This window comes from Streptococcus gwangjuense (assembly GCF_003627155.1).
Classification (GTDB): Bacteria; Bacillota; Bacilli; order Lactobacillales; family Streptococcaceae; genus Streptococcus; species Streptococcus gwangjuensis.
Window position 1 is genome coordinate 999,112 of record NZ_CP032621.1, and the last position, 19,349, is coordinate 1,018,460.

At 36.9% G+C, this 19,349-nt stretch carries 23 protein-coding genes; 6 read left to right on the top strand and 17 right to left on the bottom strand.

Annotated elements, in window-relative coordinates:
* Positions 1 to 6 precede the first annotated feature (6 nt).
* Positions 7 to 339, bottom strand: coding sequence for a putative DNA-binding protein (locus D7D53_RS04945; protein ID WP_000402066.1), 333 nt, complete (start codon positions 337 to 339; stop codon positions 7 to 9).
* A 424-nt stretch (positions 340 to 763) separates the two neighbouring features.
* Between D7D53_RS04945 and D7D53_RS04955 the strand changes: the two genes are divergently transcribed.
* Positions 764 to 2,020 carry an ISL3 family transposase gene (locus D7D53_RS04955; protein WP_120770310.1) on the top strand — a complete coding sequence of 419 codons (1,257 nt, stop codon included), beginning with the start codon at positions 764 to 766 and terminating at the stop codon, positions 2,018 to 2,020.
* A 77-nt stretch (positions 2,021 to 2,097) separates the two neighbouring features.
* On the opposite strand, the gene metG is transcribed toward D7D53_RS04955, so the two are convergent.
* The 4 genes from metG to D7D53_RS04975 form a co-directional block, all read right to left on the bottom strand.
* Positions 2,098 to 4,095: a methionine--tRNA ligase gene (gene metG / locus D7D53_RS04960; RefSeq protein WP_120770311.1), complete on the bottom strand. Its 1,998-nt coding sequence runs from the start codon at positions 4,093 to 4,095 to the stop codon at positions 2,098 to 2,100.
* Between the two features lie 123 nt (positions 4,096 to 4,218).
* The gene (locus D7D53_RS04965) at positions 4,219 to 5,478 is read right to left on the bottom strand and encodes an ABC transporter permease (RefSeq protein WP_120770312.1); all 1,260 of its coding nucleotides are present in this window, start codon (positions 5,476 to 5,478) and stop codon (positions 4,219 to 4,221) included.
* Between the two features lies 1 nt (position 5,479).
* Entirely contained in the window at positions 5,480 to 6,181 is a 702-nt protein-coding gene (locus D7D53_RS04970) for an ABC transporter ATP-binding protein (RefSeq protein WP_000733791.1), read from the bottom strand.
* Positions 6,165 to 7,373, bottom strand: coding sequence for an efflux RND transporter periplasmic adaptor subunit (locus tag D7D53_RS04975; protein ID WP_162927910.1), 1,209 nt, complete (start codon positions 7,371 to 7,373; stop codon positions 6,165 to 6,167). The genes D7D53_RS04970 and D7D53_RS04975 overlap by 17 nt, the downstream gene beginning before the upstream one ends.
* A gap of 291 nt (positions 7,374 to 7,664) precedes the next feature.
* Here D7D53_RS04975 and gor point away from each other — a divergent pair, with 291 nt between their 5' ends.
* Both gor and D7D53_RS04985 read left to right on the top strand, forming a co-directional pair.
* Entirely contained in the window at positions 7,665 to 9,011 is a 1,347-nt protein-coding gene (gene gor / locus D7D53_RS04980) for a glutathione-disulfide reductase (protein ID WP_120770314.1), read from the top strand.
* 195 nt (positions 9,012 to 9,206) lie between these two features.
* On the top strand, positions 9,207 to 9,743 hold the full coding sequence (locus D7D53_RS04985; protein ID WP_120770315.1) for a biotin transporter BioY: 537 nt from the start codon (positions 9,207 to 9,209) through the stop codon (positions 9,741 to 9,743).
* Positions 9,744 to 9,796: 53 nt separating this feature from the next.
* Here D7D53_RS04985 and D7D53_RS04990 read toward each other — a convergent pair whose 3' ends face one another.
* Positions 9,797 to 10,012, bottom strand: a complete 216-nt coding sequence (locus tag D7D53_RS04990) for a YdbC family protein (protein ID WP_000807422.1) — start codon at positions 10,010 to 10,012, stop codon at positions 9,797 to 9,799.
* Between the two features lie 98 nt (positions 10,013 to 10,110).
* Between D7D53_RS04990 and D7D53_RS04995 the strand changes: the two genes are divergently transcribed.
* Positions 10,111 to 10,431: a hypothetical protein gene (locus D7D53_RS04995; RefSeq protein WP_120770316.1), complete on the top strand. Its 321-nt coding sequence runs from the start codon at positions 10,111 to 10,113 to the stop codon at positions 10,429 to 10,431.
* A 30-nt stretch (positions 10,432 to 10,461) separates the two neighbouring features.
* Here the strand turns inward: D7D53_RS04995 and D7D53_RS05000 are convergent, their stop codons facing one another.
* The 7 genes from D7D53_RS05000 to rpsP all read right to left on the bottom strand — a co-directional run bounded on the left by D7D53_RS05000 (position 10,462) and on the right by rpsP (position 13,863).
* Positions 10,462 to 10,800 carry an ATP cone domain-containing protein gene (locus tag D7D53_RS05000; protein WP_001196040.1) on the bottom strand — a complete coding sequence of 113 codons (339 nt, stop codon included), beginning with the start codon at positions 10,798 to 10,800 and terminating at the stop codon, positions 10,462 to 10,464.
* A gap of 11 nt (positions 10,801 to 10,811) precedes the next feature.
* Entirely contained in the window at positions 10,812 to 11,531 is a 720-nt protein-coding gene (trmD, locus tag D7D53_RS05005; protein WP_120770317.1) for a tRNA (guanosine(37)-N1)-methyltransferase TrmD, read from the bottom strand.
* The gene (rimM, locus tag D7D53_RS05010; protein ID WP_120770318.1) at positions 11,521 to 12,039 is read right to left on the bottom strand and encodes a ribosome maturation factor RimM; all 519 of its coding nucleotides are present in this window, start codon (positions 12,037 to 12,039) and stop codon (positions 11,521 to 11,523) included. The genes trmD and rimM overlap by 11 nt, the downstream gene beginning before the upstream one ends.
* 30 nt (positions 12,040 to 12,069) lie before the next feature.
* Positions 12,070 to 12,858 carry an alpha/beta fold hydrolase gene (locus D7D53_RS05015; protein WP_120770319.1) on the bottom strand — a complete coding sequence of 263 codons (789 nt, stop codon included), beginning with the start codon at positions 12,856 to 12,858 and terminating at the stop codon, positions 12,070 to 12,072.
* Between the two features lie 103 nt (positions 12,859 to 12,961).
* Complete coding sequence (locus tag D7D53_RS05020) at positions 12,962 to 13,288, bottom strand: MazG nucleotide pyrophosphohydrolase domain-containing protein (protein WP_020901482.1); 327 nt, start codon at positions 13,286 to 13,288, stop codon at positions 12,962 to 12,964.
* 43 nt (positions 13,289 to 13,331) lie between these two features.
* Positions 13,332 to 13,571: an RNA-binding protein KphA gene (gene kphA / locus D7D53_RS05025; RefSeq protein ID WP_000379617.1), complete on the bottom strand. Its 240-nt coding sequence runs from the start codon at positions 13,569 to 13,571 to the stop codon at positions 13,332 to 13,334.
* Between the two features lie 19 nt (positions 13,572 to 13,590).
* Positions 13,591 to 13,863, bottom strand: coding sequence for a 30S ribosomal protein S16 (gene rpsP / locus D7D53_RS05030; RefSeq protein WP_000268760.1), 273 nt, complete (start codon positions 13,861 to 13,863; stop codon positions 13,591 to 13,593).
* Between the two features lie 470 nt (positions 13,864 to 14,333).
* Between rpsP and D7D53_RS05035 the strand changes: the two genes are divergently transcribed.
* Positions 14,334 to 14,912, top strand: coding sequence for a hypothetical protein (locus D7D53_RS05035; protein ID WP_120770320.1), 579 nt, complete (start codon positions 14,334 to 14,336; stop codon positions 14,910 to 14,912).
* 2 nt (positions 14,913 to 14,914) lie between these two features.
* Positions 14,915 to 15,139 (top strand): helix-turn-helix transcriptional regulator, encoded by a 225-nt coding sequence (locus D7D53_RS05040; protein WP_001041098.1) that lies wholly within the window; start codon positions 14,915 to 14,917, stop codon positions 15,137 to 15,139.
* An 823-nt stretch (positions 15,140 to 15,962) separates the two neighbouring features.
* Here the strand turns inward: D7D53_RS05040 and D7D53_RS05045 are convergent.
* The 4 genes from D7D53_RS05045 to D7D53_RS05060 all read right to left on the bottom strand — a co-directional run bounded on the left by D7D53_RS05045 (position 15,963) and on the right by D7D53_RS05060 (position 18,723).
* Positions 15,963 to 16,748 carry an ABC transporter permease gene (locus D7D53_RS05045; protein ID WP_003013947.1) on the bottom strand — a complete coding sequence of 262 codons (786 nt, stop codon included), beginning with the start codon at positions 16,746 to 16,748 and terminating at the stop codon, positions 15,963 to 15,965.
* 1 nt (position 16,749) lies between these two features.
* Positions 16,750 to 17,469 carry an ABC transporter permease gene (locus tag D7D53_RS05050; RefSeq protein ID WP_245941788.1) on the bottom strand — a complete coding sequence of 240 codons (720 nt, stop codon included), beginning with the start codon at positions 17,467 to 17,469 and terminating at the stop codon, positions 16,750 to 16,752.
* A gap of 71 nt (positions 17,470 to 17,540) precedes the next feature.
* Positions 17,541 to 18,527 carry an ABC transporter ATP-binding protein gene (locus D7D53_RS05055; protein ID WP_003010129.1) on the bottom strand — a complete coding sequence of 329 codons (987 nt, stop codon included), beginning with the start codon at positions 18,525 to 18,527 and terminating at the stop codon, positions 17,541 to 17,543.
* Entirely contained in the window at positions 18,520 to 18,723 is a 204-nt protein-coding gene (locus D7D53_RS05060) for a hypothetical protein (protein ID WP_003010127.1), read from the bottom strand. The genes D7D53_RS05055 and D7D53_RS05060 overlap by 8 nt, the downstream gene beginning before the upstream one ends.
* Positions 18,724 to 19,349: the final 626 nt, after the last annotated feature.

Here is a 19,349-nt window from a genome sequence, read left to right on the forward strand (position 1 = left end):
TTCCTCTTATTCTCTATTATCAATGCTTGTTAGAATTTCTATCTGCTCCTGCAGAAAGTCATCCTTGGGATAGCGCTCCAAAATCTGGTCAAAAATCTGACTACGGACAATGTAGTCCGAGTACATGTGCAATTTCATCTCATAATCTTCCAGAATCTTTTCTGTCCGCTTGATATTATCATAGACAGCCTGACGACTGACACCAAACTCTTCAGCAATCTCAGCAAGGCTATAATCATCAGCGTAGTAGAGCTCTATATAATTCATTTGCTTGTCTGTCAAAAGCGCCGCATAAAACTCAAAGAGCGCATTCATACGATTGGTTTTTTCGATTTCCATAACTTTTATTATACCAAAAAATCTATTATACTTCTACATTAGAAGTCACTCTAATAGAGATAGAAAAATAATATTAACTTCTCAAAGTGACTTCCACTTAACATTTCTTTGTTTTTTCCGATCCAAGTCAATCTCAACTTCAAGTTGCTTACTCATAAACTTAGCTTGCATGTCTATAACTTGATGAGTATATTTGTGGTTATTAGCTATGGCCTTGATATGAGTTCCATCAATAAAAATCTCAGTTTAGTCAACAAAGAAAAGCCCTTAGAAACTTTTAGTCTAAAGGCTTTGTCTTAAATGGCTCTATAATATTTGTAGTGGGTACCCCCTATAGATATTATGGAGCCTATTTTGTTGTAGAAAAAAAGTCCCATAAGATCTATAATGAAAAGTGACCAAACAACTCATTAGAAAGATTCATATGGAACAATTACATTTTATCACAAAACTACTCGATATCAAAGACCCTAATGTCCAATTTATGGATATCATCAATAGGGATACTCACAAAGAAATCATCGCTAAACTAGATTATGAGGCACCATCTTGCCCTGATTGCGGAAGTCAAATGAAGAAATATGACTTCCAAAAACCATCGAAAATTCCTTACCTTGAAACAACTGGTATGCCTACCAGAATCCTCCTTAAAAAGCGTCGTTTCAAGTGCTATCATTGCTCTAAAATGATGGTCGCTGAGACTTCTATCGTCAAGAAAAATCATCAAATCCCTCGTATTATCAACCAAAAAATTGCGCAAAAGTTAATTGAAAAGACTTCTATGACTGACATTGCCCATCAGCTTTCCATTTCAACTTCAACTGTCATTCGTAAACTGAATGATTTTCACTTTAAGCATAACTTTAGCCAACTTCCTGAGATTATGTCCTGGGACGAGTATGCCTTTACCAAGGGAAAAATGAGTTTCATTGCACAAGACTTTGATAATCTCAACATTATCACCGTTCTTGAAGGTAGAACACAAGCTATCATCCGAAATCACTTTCTGCGCTACGATAGAGCCGTTCGTTGTCAGGTGAAAATCATTACGATGGATATGTTTAGCCCCTACTACGATATTGCCAGGAAACTTTTTCCTAACGCTAAAATCGTTCTCGACCGCTTTCACATTGTCCAACATCTCAGCCGTGCTATGAGTCGTGTCCGTGTCCAAATCATGAATCAATTTGAGCGAAAATCTCATGAATATAAGACCATCAAACGTTACTGGAAGCTCATTCAACAGGATAGTCGTAAACTGAGTGATAAACGTTTTTATCGCCCTACTTTTCGCATGCACTTAACAAATAAAGAAATTCTAGACAAGCTTTTGAGCTATTCAGAAGAGTTGAAACACCACTACAATCTCTATCAACTCTTACTTTTTCACTTTCAGAACGAGGAACCTGACAAATTCTTCGGACTTATTGAGGACAATCTAAAGCAGGTTCATCCTCTTTTTCAGACTGTCTTTAAAACCTTCCTCAAGGATAAAGAAAAGATTGTCAACGCCCTTCAACTACCCTATTCCAACGCCAAATTGGAAGCGACCAATAATCTCATCAAACTTATCAAGCGAAATGCCTTTGGTTTTCGGAACTTTGAAAACTTCAAAAAACGGATTTTTATCGCTCTCAATATCAAAAAAGAAAGGACGAAATGTGTCCTTTCTCGATCTTAGCTTTTCTTCAACCCACTACAGTTGACAAAGAGCCTCTTAAATCTGACACCAACGTGGATAACGTTGGTCTTTTACTTTTACCCAATCACACTTCCGTTTGGTACAGCTGGATCAACTGTGAGGAGGGTTAATTGACCATCATGTTCAGCTGAGAGGATCATCCCTTGACTGACATATTTTTTCATCATCTTGCGTGGTTTGAGGTTGGCAACGATTTGAACTTTCTTACCGACCAATTCTTGTTCGTTTGGATAGTATTTTGCAATTCCTGAGAGGATTTGACGGTCTTGACCATCACCAGCATCCAAGCGGAATTGGAGCAACTTATCAGAACCTTCTACTTTAGAAACTTCTTTGACTTCTGCGACACGAATTTCAACCTTATCAAAGTCCTCAAACTTGATTTCTTCTTTGTTGAGTTTGAGTTCGACTTCGTCTGGATTCCATTCTTTTTCGACAGCTGGCTTATTGCCTTCCATTTGTTCTTTGATATAGGCGATTTCTTCTTCCATATCGAGACGTGGGAAGATTGGTGTTCCTTTGGCAACTACAGTCACACCTGCAGGGAAATCCGCCAAGTTCAGGTTTTCAAGGCTAGAAACTTCTGCTAAACCAAGTTGAGTCAAGACTGCACGACTGGTTTCCATCATAAATGGCTCAATCAAGTGAGCTACAACACGAAGGCTGGCTGCCAAGTGACTCATGACACTTGCCAATTGGTCACGGAGTGCTTCATCCTTAGCCAAGACCCATGGAGCTGTCTCGTCGATGTATTTGTTAGTACGAGATATGAGAGTCCAGACTGCTTCTAAAGCACGTGGGTAGTCAACTGCTTCCATGTGTGTATGGTAGTCAGCGATTGATTGTTCTGCAACCTGAGCAAGAGCATTGTCAAATTCAGTCACGCCTTCTACATAGTCAGGTACTTGCCCGTCAAAGTACTTATTAATCATAGAGACCGTACGATTGAGGAGGTTTCCAAGGTCATTTGCCAATTCGTAATTGATACGGCCTACATAGTCTTCAGGGGTGAAAGTTCCATCTGAACCAACTGGAAGGCTACGCATGAGGTAGTAACGAAGTGGATCTAGTCCATAACGCTCTACCAACATTTCAGGGTAAACCACATTCCCCTTAGACTTAGACATCTTACCGTCTTTCATGACAAACCAACCATGGGCAATCAAACGATCTGGCAATTTGATATCCAACATCATAAGAAGGATTGGCCAATAGATTGAGTGGAAGCGAAGGATGTCTTTTCCAACCATGTGGAAGACTGTTCCATTCCAGAACTTATCAAAGTTACCGTGCTCATCTTGACCGTAGCCAAGTGCTGTCGCATAATTAAGAAGGGCATCAATCCAAACGTAGACAACGTGTTTAGGATTTGATGGGACAGGCACTCCCCATGTAAAGGTTGTACGAGAAACCGCCAAGTCTTCCAAACCTGGCTCGATGAAGTTACGCAACATTTCATTCAGACGACCATCTGGAGTGATAAAGTCAGGATGAGCTTTGAAAAAGTCTACCAAACGATCTTGGTATTTGCTGAGGCGAAGGAAGTATGATTCTTCAGAGACCCATTCCACCTCGTGACCTGATGGAGCGATACCACCAGTTACATTTCCAACTTCATCACGGAATACTTCTGCAAGCTGGCTTTCTGTAAAGAATTCCTCATCTGAGACTGAGTACCAACCAGAATATTCACCCAAATAGATGTCATCTTGAGCAAGCAAGCGTTCAAAGACTTGTGCGACAACTTTTTCATGGTAGTCATCAGTTGTACGGATAAATTTATCGTATGAGATATCGAGTAATTGCCAGAGTTCTTTAACTCCAACTGCCATCCCATCAACATAGGCTTGAGGGGTGATTCCAGCTTCTTCTGCTTTTTGTTGAATCTTTTGACCATGCTCATCAAGACCTGTCAAATAAAAGACATCGTAGCCCATCAAGCGTTTGTAACGTGCTAAAACATCACAGGCGATGGTTGTGTAGGCAGATCCGATATGAAGTTTACCAGATGGATAGTAAATCGGCGTTGTAATATAAAAATTCTTTTCAGACATAATTTTTCCTTTCCAGGCAAATGAAACCTGTTTTTCTAACACTTCATTATATCACATTTTTAGTGATTTTCGATAGGGAAATCCATACAAAAACAAGATAGACAAGTGTCCATCTTGTTGATCTTATTCATAACGAAGAGCTTCAATTGGATCAAGTTTCGATGCCTTGTTGGCTGGCAAGACTCCAAAAACGATACCCACACTAGCCGAAACTGCAAGACTAAATAGGGCAACTGGAATTGATACTCCAACTTCTATACCCGCAATCAAACCTTGCAGTAACAAACCTGCTAATGCAGTTAAACCACTTGCAATTGTCAAACCAATTAATCCACCTAACAAGGTCAAAATCATGGATTCAATCAAAAACTGGATTAAAATATTGGCACGAGTTGCACCCAAAGCCTTACGGAGACCAATCTCACGGGTACGCTCTGTCACCGAAACCAGCATGATATTCATAACACCAGTTCCTCCAACAAAGAGGGAAATACCTGCAATGGCACTAATAATCGTAGTTATAAAGCCGAACAGTTGTTGTACTTCTTGGAAGGCTGCAGTCGCATCTGCCACCTGATACTCCCCTTGCTGAAGACCAGCAATCTCGGTCAATTTTCTAGCTAATTCTGGTCCCACCGTCGGTGTCAAACTGGTATCATTGACACGGAAGACAATATCAGAAATTTCATCCATATTGAAATTATTGGCAAGAGAAATATTAGTCGTAATCGGAAGTCCACCAATACCAAAAGTCTTGGCAGTCTTGGCCTCATCGCTAGTATAGACACCAATGACACGGTAACTAAAGCCACCAACATCTATAATCTGGTTAACAGCTTCTTGAGCTGAACCAAACAGACTATTGGCAAGTTCTTGGTCTAGTAAAATGACACTGGCCACGTCTTTATAATCCTGAGCTATAAGACTACGGCCTGCAACAATTTCATTTTCAACCGCCTTCATGTAGGTAATATTCCCACCTGTCAAGCTAGCACGCTCCACTTTTTTATCCTTATAAGCCAGGGTGGTATTGGTTGAGTTGGTTACATAGTAACTATCTACACCCTTCAGTTTTGCCGCTTCCTTGACCCAGGATTCTTGTGGTTTTGGTGGTTCCACAGGAACATCCTCTTCTTTTCCAGAAACTGTCAAAGCTGATTGCTTTTGGGTAAAAGAACCATCTTTGCTTTTGATAGGTGAGAAAAAGACATGGATATTCTTCTGTGACTTGGTCATGTTTTTATTAACCTGACGAGACATGGAATCTCCCAGAGCCATAATCACAACAACTGATGAAACACCAATAATAATCCCTATCATAGTGAGAAAAGAGCGCATCTTGTGGGCCATGATAGATGAAAAGGCAAATTTCAGATTCTGCATCTTAGTTTTCCTCCTTTTCTAACTGTGCACTATCAGACGAAATGACCCCATCTCGAATGACAATCTGGCGTTTGGCATAAGCTGCGATTTCGGGCTCATGCGTTACCATGATAATGGTTTTTCCTTCATTATTCAGTTCAACTAATAATTGCATGATTTGGTTACCTGTTTTAGTATCCAAGGCTCCTGTCGGTTCGTCAGCAAGAATAATAGAAGGATTGTTTACCAAGGCACGCGCAATAGCCACACGTTGCTTTTGACCACCAGATAATTCCGAAGGCAAATGGTGACTTCGTTCTGTCAATTCAACCTTATCTAGATATTCCTCAGCTAACTTGCGCCGTTTTGAAGCTGAAACTCCTGCATAAATCAAGGGCAATTCTACATTTTGCAGAGCATTGAGTTTGGATAGAAGAAAGAACTGCTGAAAGACAAATCCGATTTGTTGATTGCGGACCTTGGCTAGTTGTTTTTCACCAAGGCCAGCTACTTCTTGACCTTCAAGATAATACTCTCCACTGGTTGGTGTATCCAACATGCCAATCGTATTCATCAACGTAGACTTACCAGAACCAGATGGTCCCATGATGGCAACAAATTCACCCTCATTCACTTCTAGGTTGATATTTTTGAGAACCTGCAGTTCTTGGTCACCATTACGGTAGCTTCTGCAGATATTTTTTAGACTAATTAGTTTCTTCATCAGCCTTCACCTCTTTTCCTTCCTCTAGAGAAGACGTTGGGTTACTGATGACCTTGACTCCATTTGTCAGACCTGAAGTGATTTCTTGATTGTCTGCATCAGCATTTCCCAAACCAACTTCCACTTTCTTGGCCTTTTTCTGCTCGTCAAGTACCCAGACATAATTCTTATCATTTTCCATAACAACACTTGTTAAAGGAACCAAAATAGCTTTACTCTTGTTCTTGACCTCAACACTTACAGAGAATCCTTGTTTCAGGTCACCGATTTCACTTGTAACATCGATGGTATATGGATATTTTGAGCCAGAATTACCAGCTGCTGCGGCAGCCGCTGTACTCGCTGCTTCGCCATTGTTTTTAGGGTAGTCAGAGATATAGCTAATCTTACCAGTCCAGCTCTTATCTTGGTAAACTTTAGATGTAAAGGTTACTTCTTGTCCAATAGATAAATTGGCAAGGTTATATTCAGATAGTTCTCCCTTAACTTGCAAGTTTTCATTACTTACGACATGAACGACCACTTGGCTAGATCCTGTTGGAGATTTAGAAACATTACGGTTAACTTCGACCACAGTTCCCTCTAGGGTACTGAGAACCGTCATGGCATCCAACTGACTTTGAGCCTTGCTTAATTGCGCTGCTGCATCTGCACGTGCATCACGAGCATCACCTAGCTGTGCATCAATAGATGACACTGCATTTCCTGAGACTGGTGCTGGAGTTTGCCCTGCAGCTCCTTCGCCTCCTGCTGGCGTTGGCAACTGTGGAGCCGGAGCTGAAGCAGCTTCATTTCGTGCTTGATTGAGTTCGTTGATATGACGGTCTGCCTTAGCTACTGCTCGACTGGCTGAATCATAGGCCGCCTGGGCTTCTGAACTACTGTACTTGACTAAAGCCTGTCCTTCGCTGACCTTATCACCCACAGAAACAAGGATTTCATCTAAATCTCCCTTACTAGCATCAAAATAAACATATTGTTCATTTTTTGCTGTTACTGTCCCTGACAATAAAACAGAGGACGCTACGCTTCCTTCCTTGGCAACAACAAGATGAGTAGGCTCATCTTTTACAGCAGTCTGAGATGGTTGTCTAAAGAGCAAAATCCCTCCAGCCCCCAATACAACTACACTTGCAGCACCAATTGCTGCATACAATTGCCACTTTTTAGCTTTGCGATTCTTTTTCATAATGAAACTCCTTTTTTATTTAAAGTCCTTAACAATATTATATAAAAATTACCAAATATAAACAATAACAGTTCAGAACGAAATAATGACATTTCAGGATTTAATTATTGTTCGGAATTTTTTTAACTATCATTGTACTAGTTATATAATACACTTTATTTTTCTTTTTTGCAAGCCTTTTCTTTAATTTTTTTTTGAACGTAGCAGATTTTTGCAATCAATTCAAAAAAAAGATAGAATATGACTATCAAAAAATGACACTCTACTATTTAAAAGAGTACAAAGGAGTTTTCAATGAGAGAATACGATATCATTGCTATCGGTGGAGGTAGTGGAGGAATTGCTACCATGAACCGTGCTGGTGAACACGGAGCTAAAGCAGCCGTTATTGAGGAAAAGAAATTAGGTGGAACCTGTGTCAATGTCGGTTGTGTTCCTAAAAAAATCATGTGGTACGGGGCGCAAATCGCTGAGACTTTCCATCAATTTGGAGAAGACTACGGTTTTAAGACTACTGATCTTAACTTTGACTTTGCAACCCTACGTCGCAATCGTGAAGCTTACATCGATCGCGCTCGTTCTTCTTATGATGGGAGTTTTAAACGCAACGGTGTAGACTTGATTGAAGGTCATGCTGAATTTGTAGATTCTCATACTGTCAGTGTAAATGGTGAACTGATTCGTGCTAAACATATCGTGATTGCTACTGGTGCCCATCCAAGTATTCCAAACATTCCTGGTGCTGAGTTAGGTGGCTCTTCTGATGATGTATTCGCCTGGGAAGAATTGCCAGAGTCAGTTGCAATTCTAGGCGCTGGTTATATTGCCGTTGAATTGGCTGGCGTACTTCACACCTTTGGTGTCAAGACAGACCTCTTTGTTCGCCGCGATCGTCCTTTACGTGGTTTTGACTCTTACATCGTTGAAGGTCTGGTTAAGGAAATGGAAAGAACAAACTTGCCACTTCATACTCACAAAGTCCCTGCTAAGTTAGAAAAAACTACTGATGGCATTACCATTCATTTCGAAGATGGTACTAGTCACACAGCTAGCCAAGTTATCTGGGCTACTGGTCGCCGTCCAAACGTTGAAGGCTTGCAACTTGAAAAAGCTGGAGTTACTCTGAACGAACGTGGCTTTATCCAAGTGGATGAATACCAAAATACTGTTGTTGAGGGAATCTACGCTCTAGGTGATGTAACGGGCGAAAAAGAACTGACTCCAGTTGCTATCAAGGCTGGTCGTACTTTGTCTGAACGTCTCTTTAACGGCAAAACAACTGCTAAAATGGACTACTCAACTATTCCAACCGTTGTCTTTTCACACCCTGCTATCGGAACTGTTGGCTTGACAGAAGAGCAAGCTATTAAAGAATACGGCCAAGACAAAATCAAGGTTTACAAATCAAGCTTTACTTCTATGTACTCTGCTTGCACTTGCAACCGTCAAGAAACACGTTTCAAATTGATCACAGCTGGTTCAGAAGAAAAAGTTGTCGGACTTCATGGAATTGGCTACGGTGTTGATGAAATGATTCAAGGATTTGCTGTTGCTATCAAAATGGGAGCAACCAAGGCTGACTTTGATGCAACTGTGGCGATTCACCCAACTGCATCTGAAGAATTTGTAACTATGCGTTAATCAAAACAAAAGAAGCTGATACAAATGTGTCTGCTTCTTTTTTGATGCTTTCGAATCAACAAAACAATAATCCAACTTAACCAGTAAGCAAAATCGGCCGTTACAGTTTTTGTTACCTTATCTTTAAAAATTGGTTGACAATGATTCCACTATGAGTATAATAGTTACTATACATCAGAAAAGAGGTTAACTATTTTGAAAAAAGCTCACGTTTATGCTATCCCTGCGATTGGGGCTGCTCTCATTGCTGTATTGGCACAAATCAGTCTCCCAATTGGACCTGTCCCCTTCACTCTGCAAAACTTTGCAATCGGCTTAATTGCTACTGTCTTTAGACCGAGAGAGGCTGTACTTTCTGTTGGTCTCTATCTTCTTCTAGGCGCTATCGGTCTTCCTGTCTTTGCAGGAGGTGGAGCAGGATTTCAGGCTTTAGTTGGCCCTACTGCAGGCTATCTTTGGTTTTATCTTGTGTACTCTGGACTGACTTCCTCTCTAACCAACAGCAAGAGCGGGATTGTCAATATTTTTCTTGCAAATCTCTTGGGTGATGCCCTTGTCTTTGTCGGAGGGATTCTCAGCTTGCATTTCCTAGCTGGAATGGCATTTGAAAAAGCTCTTGTTGTGGGGGTCATTCCTTTTATCATTCCAGACCTTGGTAAACTTCTAGCTATTAGTTTGATTAGCCGTCCCCTACTTCAACGCCTTAAAAATCAGGCTTACTTCGCTAACTAAAAAAGGATATCGAGTTGTCATGACTCAATATCCTTTTCTTTCATTTTAAAAATTTAATTTCCTTTAAAGGCATCCACCATCGTTTGAAATTCTTCATTTGATAGAGTAATTCCTTTGCCCATCTTAGTGTGGTCTGGGCTCCAAGCACGAATATCAAACTTTGCAGGGGCACCATTAAAGCTCACACGGTTGATTTCCTTGGTCCAACCTTTTTCGTTTTCAGAAAGAGTCAACAAATGCTCTTCGATTTCAAATGTAAATTCTGCCATTTTCTTCTCCTTTTTTAGCTTTCATTTGATTATTCGTAAAATCTTGTAGATTTTAGGAAAATTTTATATAATATTGATATAAAAGAAGGGAGGCCGATATGAAACATAAATTCCAGCAAGTTCTAGATAAAATACATGACTTTTTAAATGGACATGACCAACCTGACCAGACTGAAACCAACTCCCTTACGGCTACTATTGAAGAGGCTATCCAGAAACAAACCGCTGTTCATCTTATCTTGTCTGAGACAAGCTTTACGGGTGACATCATCAAATACGATCAGCAACGCCAGCAAATTATCGTGAAAAATTTTGCCAAAAATGTGACCCGTATTATCCGTATAAGCGATATTCAACGCCTGCGGTTTGTCCCTTCAACTGTCCAAACAGCCCAAAAAAATAGATTTAAGAAAGAGTGAGATGTAGTTGCTTCATCCCACTCTTTTTTCTTAGCGAATTTGTTCAAAATGCAAATGAACCGCGATATGATCCCCATAACCACTTCTTTCCAAGTCACGTTGTAGACGATAGGAAATATAATGTTCTGCTATGGTAATGTAACCTGCACCCAGTAAACGATGTTCAACCATAGACTGAATCATGCTGATGGTAGCACGTTCCACCTTGGCTTCTTCCAAATCCAAAACCACTTTCTTAGTGACTTGTGCAAGGTTTTGACGCAAATCATCTGTCAATACATAGACAGTCTGAGCCGCCTTTAAGATAGCTTGGTAAATCTTATCTGGATTAAATTCAGCAATTTCTCCATCACGTTTGATTACTTGCATAGGTATCTCCTTTATTCTTTGTTTTCTTTGATTTCTGCCAGCATTTTTTCTTCTTCTGCTGTCAGTTGATAATTTTCTAACAAATCCGGTCTGCGCTCGTAGGTTTTCTTTAAACTCTCGTACAAGCGCCACTGACGGATTTTTTCATGGTGCCCGCTCATCAGAACATCTGGGACAACCATACCTCGATAATCATAGGGACGTGTGTACTGAGGATATTCGAGAAGGCCTGAAGAAAAACTATCATCTTGGTGGCTAGACTCCTTGCCAATCACTTCTGGAATCAGACGTACCGTAGCATCAATCATGGTCATAGCCGCCAATTCACCACCAGTCAGGACATAGTCCCCCAGGGAAATCTCATCTGTCACCAAGGTCTTAATGCGCTCATCATATCCTTCGTAGTGCCCACAGATAAAGATTAGCTCTTCCTCTTGAGCCAAATCCTCAGCATAAGCCTGATTAAACTGCTTTCCAGCTGGATCGAGGAGAATCACGCGCGGATTTTTCTTTTCAATAGCATCAAAGGCATCGAAAATGGGTTGGGCTCGAAGTAACATCCCCTGACCACCTCCATATGGCTCGTCGTCCACATGGCGGGCCTTTTCAGCATTTTCTCGAAAATTATGATACTGGATATCCAAGAGCCCTTTTTCTCGAGCCTTTCCAACGATTGAGTGCTCAAGTGGAGAAAACATCTCTGGAAAGAGGGTTAAAATATCAATCTTCATCGTCTAATCCTTCTAAGATTTCCACATCGACCCGTTTATTTGGAATATCAACATTGAGAACCACTGGTGGGATATAAGGCAAGAGCAAGTCACGCTTACCTTTTCGCTTGACCACCCAGACATCGTTGGCACCTGGTTGCAAGATTTCCTTGATAGTCCCAATCAAGTTCTCTCCCTCATAGACTTCCAAACCAATAATCTCGTGATAGTAGAATTCACCATCGTCTAGATCATTCAAATCTTCCTCAGCAACCTTGAGACTGTACCCCTTGTACTTTTCGATAGCATTGATATGGTACATATCTTTGAATTTAATAATGTCAAAGTTCTTCTGTTTACGGTGGCTAGCAATGGTCACTGTTTGAACAAACTGATCTTTTTCATCAAACAAAGCCAGCTTAGCCCCTTTTTTAAACCGTTCTTCTGCAAAATCTGTCACAGACAAGACTCGCATCTCACCCTGCAACCCCTGCGTATTAACGATTTTCCCAACATTAAAGTAGTTCATCTTGTCTCCTGTACTCTCCTTTTTTTCATCTTATTCTGACAATTCTCGAATAATAGTCGCAATTTTTTCGGGTTCAGACCACTGTAAATAATGGTGACTCCCTCCTAAAATGAGTTTAGTATTGGAAGTCCAATATTCTGATTCTCTGTACTCTTTTTCTCTATAAGGCTGACAAAAAATAAATACAGGGATATAAGATTCTATAGATACATTCTCAAAATCTTCCTCAGTAATCTCTCCAGATATCTGAAATCCTGTATCTTGATTTTCCAACTCTGAACCTTTTTCTTGCATTATTTCCCAGATTTCTTTATTAATTTCAGTGCTAAATGTCTCTTGAGTTAAATTCTTAAAATAAAATTCAGGACCACACTCTTCAATCAACATCATCTGCTTTTCCATTTCTGGATAAGGATTTTCTGAAAAATCAGCAAACATGACTTTTTTAGTTGTCGGTTCAATTGCTACTAAAGCCTGACACTTAATTGGTTTCTTGAGTAATTTGCAAGCTAAAATTCCACTCAAACTATGTGTACAAAGTATATATTCAGAAATCCCTAATTCTTCAAGTACTTTATAAACTGCATCTGCAAGATTATCTAGATTTTTTCCAGCTTGGTCATGAATCGGACTCCTACCTGTGTTCGGAAAATCAATTGTCAAATAACCAATTGTAGGAGGAAGTTTTTCAAGTATAAGTGAAAAATTTTCATAACTTGGTAGTAAACCTGCCCCACTTAAACAAACTAGCATTTTCTTTTGCTTTTGATAAGTAACAGAGAGACTACCAATTTCTGTAGATACTTCAATCCTCTTCATAAAGAAATCCACTCGTTCTATATAATGAATTATTAAAAATCCTTATCCCTTATTTTATCACGTTCTATGGATTTTCTCAAGTTGGAGTAAGAGGACAATAGCTCTACTTCCCCTTCAAAAATCCTTCCAAATCTCGTTCATGCTGATATTTGATAGCCGCCTTTTTGTCTTTTTCAAAAATGGTCTTGGTTAGATCTATGTCGTTGATGGCCGCAATTGCGACAGTGTAGTGAATGATATCAGCCAATTCTTTTGCTAGTTCCTCGTTCGAATCTTGAACTCCTTCTTTTCGACCAGAGCGTCCATTTAAAACCTCAGCAACTTCTCCAACTTCTTCTACTAGCTTAATAAAAAGCCCTTCTTCTGTTCTAGATTGTCGGTAATGGTCAAGTAAATATTCCTCTAGTTGTCTAACTGTTAAATCTCTCATTCTTTCTCCTGGCAAAAAAAGCGAGACATTCGTCCCGCCCTTCTTATTTTTCGTCAATAACGATTCTTACTTTTTTGTCTTCAGTTGGGACAGAGTAGACAATCGTTCTTATCGCAGAAATAGTGCGACCCTTACGACCGATTACACGACCCACATCGCTTTGATCAAGATCCAAATGATATTCCAAAAATTCTGGTGTATCTTCAATCTTGATAGTTAAGGCATCTGGTTGTGAAATCAAGGGTTTCACAATCGCAATAATGAGATTTTCAATCGTATCCATCTGTCAACCTACTTTAAACTTATTTTGAGAATTTAGAATCGTGGAATTTTTTCAATACGCCTTCTTTTGAAAGGATGTTACGTACTGTATCTGAAGGTTGAGCTCCATCAGCCAACCATGCAAGAACGCGGTCTTCTTTCAAAGTTACTTGGTTTTCAGCAACAAGTGGGTTGTAAGTTCCAACTGTTTCGATGAAACGTCCGTCACGTGGTGAACGTGAATCTGCTACATTGATACGGTAGAAAGGTTTTTTCTTAGAACCCATACGAGTCAAACGGATTTTAACTGCCATTTTTAAAGTCTCTTTTCTTATTTTTTATTTCGGTGAAATAGCTGAGCTATTTAGCACATGTTCTATTATAACAGATTTCTAACAGGTGTCAAGAAAAAAACTTGACAGACTATAAAATTCTTAAATCATTTAGAAATTTGTTATATTTTAAAGAAAAATCAGAAAGAGAATGTCATAAATACTATTTTAGAAAAATTTTATAAAGACCATAAAGTCAAACCCTCCATCTCTCCTGAACGTGATTTGGATGCTTGGCTTCTAAATTCCAAGCCTGTTCCCAAGCGAAATATCAAGGATTTTAAGAATGATATCTACTAAAGTTGTTTGACTATCAAGGGCTTTTATTAAAAAATTTTTTCAAATAATTGCCACCTTGGCACATAAATTCTTGCTTTCCAAATTTAAATGTGATATATTTATAACATAAAATTTAAGTGTTATATATTTATAACACAAAAAAGGAGTCTATCATGAAAAAAAGTCAAAAAATGCGTGGCCTCATTGCAATGATTGCTGTAGCTCTCTTTATTGATTTTATTGTTTTATTTGGTTCTAATCTTAGTTGGGGACCCAAGTTAGTTATTACTGGTATTTCAGTGTCAGGTCAAATTGTAGCTATTTGTAGCTGGCTACATAAGAGTCAGAAAGGTAAGGGAAAGATTATTTTTGACTTATCTGCTAAGCTTTACACGATACTTGTGTTTGCAGCAAGCATTTTTTATACAGTAGGAATTTGGGTTGCGACCCCAAGCGAAAGTTCTGGTATTAAAGAATGGATTTTGGGAATTGGCCTCGTTATTGAAGTGATTGTATTTGGTTTTTTCTCTTTGAAAAATGTCAAGGAAACTCCGGACGAACGCTTTTATGCCAATTTAGCAAAGGCAGCTAGCTTGATGTTAGTTTTTACACTAGGCGCACTGATGAGCCTAACAGTTATCATTGGGTATATGGGGTCTCTCACTCTTTACATGGGTCAAGTCTTTATTAGCATAGCTGCCTTGATTTTCATCTTTGCGGTTGTCTACTTTATCTTGGAACGGAGAGGATAAGCATGGCCAAAGAAAGCAAGATTATTACTAATCTTAAATCTGTTCGTGAGTCGACAGGCATGACCCAGCAGGAGTTAGCCGACCTCATCGGCATGCGACGCGAGACAATTCTGCACTTGGAAAATAACCGTTACAACCCTTCGCTGGAAATGGCTCTTAAAATTGCTCAAGTTTTTAATCTGAAAGTAGAAGACCTCTTTGAACTCAGACAGAACGAGGAAGCATAATTCTTTTCGAGACCTAGTATTAAGTTCATTGATTAATTAGGAATTGAATTCAAAAGAAAAATCCTTTGAAAATGTGCTCTTTTAAAATATAGTAATTCTTTCGAATTAACCTTTACTAATTGTGATGCTTTACGAGCTTTCTTAAGACCTGGTTGGGGCACCACTTATTTTATCCAATTTCAAAATGCTTTAAAATCAACGTTTTCATAAGTTTCTAAAAATTCAAATTTCAATTAAGTTCAATCACTTTCATTTAAATAAGGTAAACTTTCATTAAAAATAAGATAAAATCGAACCAGAATATCAAAAGTTTACCTTATTTGGTTTTTACAGAGGTGAAATAGGGGTTCACTACACGTCAATAGATGTTAGAAACCTTGATTTTAAGCGATTCTTGAAATTCTAAATTTCACTACATTGCAATATAAATCAACCGAATCACTACCTTTTTCACTACCTTTTTTGAAATAAGAATAATGATTCGGATATATAAAAGAAGAGGAACTTTATTGTGAAGCTCCTCTTTTTGTTATGTGTTCTTTTTCTCACAGATCGTATGACCTGGTTTGACACAGTTGGATTTCAGGTACTTTCAGTTTAGCTTTATATCAACCATCATCAAAATCCAACTATTTTCTTATTTTAAAAAATATGAATAAGTTTGATTGAATGAGGGAATTTCTTTAAATTTTTTCTTAGCACCTATAAGTTAATAATACTATTCTTTAAATTATAGTTTATAATTATCTGATGTTTCAATGACCACAAAACAAAGTACAGCGAATCACTTCCTTTAGTCAAACATATAACTGAACAACATTGTTTATCTTCCTGCACTTTCATATTTTTTCAATCCTTTTCTAAAAATTGTACGACTGATAATAATCAAAAAAACTGTAAAAACTATTTGATAGAAAAATAGGTTCAATGTATCTTTCCCTAAAAATATTAATACTGCAGGATTGGCAATTAATAAATTGGGAACAAATAACATAGTGATCAATCTGTTAATACCTGTAAAAATATTATATGGATACTTAGAAATTCCAATATAATTCAAAAATACATCTACTTTTGAAAATTTAGTTGGGAACCAAAATGAACTAATCGTTATTAGAAACCAAATTGAATAATATATAATACAACCACACATTAAAGAAAGGATATAAAATAATATTTTTAATGAATTTAAATGTACATTTAAATTTCCATAACTTATAAAAATGATCGCAAGACCAAAAAAAGTATTCACGAATTGAACTAAATTAAATGATCTAAAAATATAGAACAACTGAGTATCAAACGGCCTCAATAAAATTTGATCCAAGTTACCACTCAAAATATCTGATTCTAAAATTCCCATACTTCTAATTAACAATCCCATCATAACTCCATCTACAATAGTGTAGGAACCTACCAAAAATAAAATTTGATAATAGTCCCAACCATTAAAAGAGTCTATGTTTAAGAAAATCAATCTAAAAAATACAATAGGTAAACCAATCCACAGTATCGACGAAAATAGACCACAAAAGAAGTCAAAATGAAAATTCATATCAGATTTAAAACCAAAATGAAGTAGCCTAAAAATTACTTTTATTCTAAACATTTTATCCTCCCACATTTGAGAAGTGCTCCACTCCTTTTCTCAATATGAATCTTGATATAATATAAAAAATGATGCACCAAATCAATTGAATACAAATAATTCTCAAATAGTCTATTAATTTATATGTATCATTACTAAACATCTGAAGCGGTTCATATACTAAGTATTTAAAAGGTAATACATCTAAAAACAGACGAAAATTATTTGAAAAAAAACTTAAAGGCAATAATATTCCTGATAAAAACTGAATTACTATTTCTTTAACAGTAAGGACAAAAAATATATTTTCTAACCAAAAAGAAAGCATACCTACACAACATGATATTAAAAACCATAGAACCATAGATAGAATAATTGCAATACTTCCTAAAATAAGAATTTCAATGGTTAATAACTCATTCTTGTAATAAACACTGGAGAATAAAATGACAGGAATGATGATAAATAATAAATGAGCAAGCCTATCTCCAAGCATTTTACAAAAATAATACTTATAAAAAGTAACAGGTTTTATTAATATGCTAAAAAAATTTCCTGAATGAACATCGTCATTGATTTCCCAATCAACTGGATAAAAAACAAAATATGAAAAAATTATAGTCCCCAAATAGTATTGAACCATTGAGGTAAAATCATATCCTGCTATATTTATCTGGTTACTCTGATATATATACGTCCATAAAAATACTGATATCATAATTTGTATACTTGCCTGTAACATTAACAATAGTACACTTGATTTATAGTTCAAAATAGATCGAAATGATATCAGAATAATAGACATTTCTTTTTTCAATTGTGCTCCTTTTTTGTAAAATAGTTTTGTAAAATAATTTCTTCTAAAGAAAGATTTGATATTTCAAAATCTTCTATATCTACAAGCTTATTGATTGATTCTAATGTCTCAAAGACAAAATCTCTAGGTATTTTTAGTATACATTCCGATTTTGTTTGAGAAATGACTACTACTCCTTTAACAGAGCATAACTCTGGTACCAAATCTAATGTCATTTTTATCTTTAAATATTTAAAATCAGAAAATTTAGATAAAATAACATCCATTGACTCCTGCAAAATAATTTTTCCTTTGTCAATGACGATTAATTCGTCACAAACAGACGAAATATCATCCATATCATGACTCGTTAAAATAATAGTAGTATGACATTCTTCATTCATTTTCTTTAAAAATGTTCTGATATCTTTTTTAGACTGTATATCTAACCCTATAGTAGGCTCGTCTAAAAATAATATTTCCGGACTTGTTAAAGATGCCGCGATAAACTCCATTTTCATTTTTTGTCCAAGAGAGAGGGTCCGGACCTGCTGGTAAAGCTGATCTTTTACATTCAACAAATTGCTTAATTCCTGAATTCGTTCTTGTAAAATCGCCGGTTCTACCTCATATAAAGTACCAATCAATTGAAAATAATCCATAGCCGAAACATCTTGAAATAACTGTAATTTATTTCCTACTACTATTGAAATTTTTTTTCTAAAATTTATACTTCTTTTAAATGGAATTTCTCCATTCACTTCTAATTTTCCGGAACTAGGATAAAGAGTCCCAGTCAACATTTTAATCGTTGTGGATTTACCAGCTCCATTACTCCCAATAAAGCCAACTATACTCCCTCTCTTAATCGTAAAACTAATATCTTGAACAGCTCGAATCGTTATTTGATTACGTTTCAAAAATCTCTTGATAAATGGGAGTCTTGAATCAAAATTATAAAAATTTTTAGATAAATTCTGAGCATTAATAACTATTTCACTCATATATCTCTCCTTTCGATAAAATATATTTACTTGTACTTTTTCCATACTTTACCAAAATGCTAAAGATTGAGCTAAAATCTTCGGGATGGGTAAAATAATATTTGTCTTTAAAAAGTTTCTCAAAACCTTCAAGGCGATTATTGAAATCATTAAATTTTGTATTGTCTAGCTGGTTGAATGTCTCTTTAATATCCATAAACTTTCTCCGTGATTCTTTATTTCACTTTATAAATAGAAGAGTGTCTATATATTTATAGATCCTCAAGAACTTGCATTTTATCAAGTATAAGTAGAATAGTATGTAAGGGTTTATATATTCATATTATATGATTATTTAAGGAATCCGTCAATTTTCCACATTATTATATGACAAAATGTATTTTTTAAAAATGCAAAAATCTATGAGCAAGATGTTTGACTTCCTTTTTTAAAGTATATATACTTATATTAACCTTAGAAAAGAAAAATGTTTGAACAGATATTCAATAATAATTACTTTTTTTAAAATTAAAATTCGAACTTTAAATTTTTATCTTTTTTATATTATTGAGTAACCTAAATTGCCCAATTTGTAAAATTTAGCTAGACAAAAAAAGACATCCAAGAGAAATTTCTTAAATGTCTGTAAACGTTGATATAAGCGTGTTGATTAACGTTTTGATAATTGTGATGCTTTACGAGCTTTCTTAAGACCTGGTTTCCTAAATACTTCGAGTACACTTATGGTATTGATACCTCTAAACAAGCGACCTTCAGGTTGACTTCCTCTTAAACTGTCTTGTCACTAACATTTGAAATCCACTTCCTTTTAGGGTACAATGG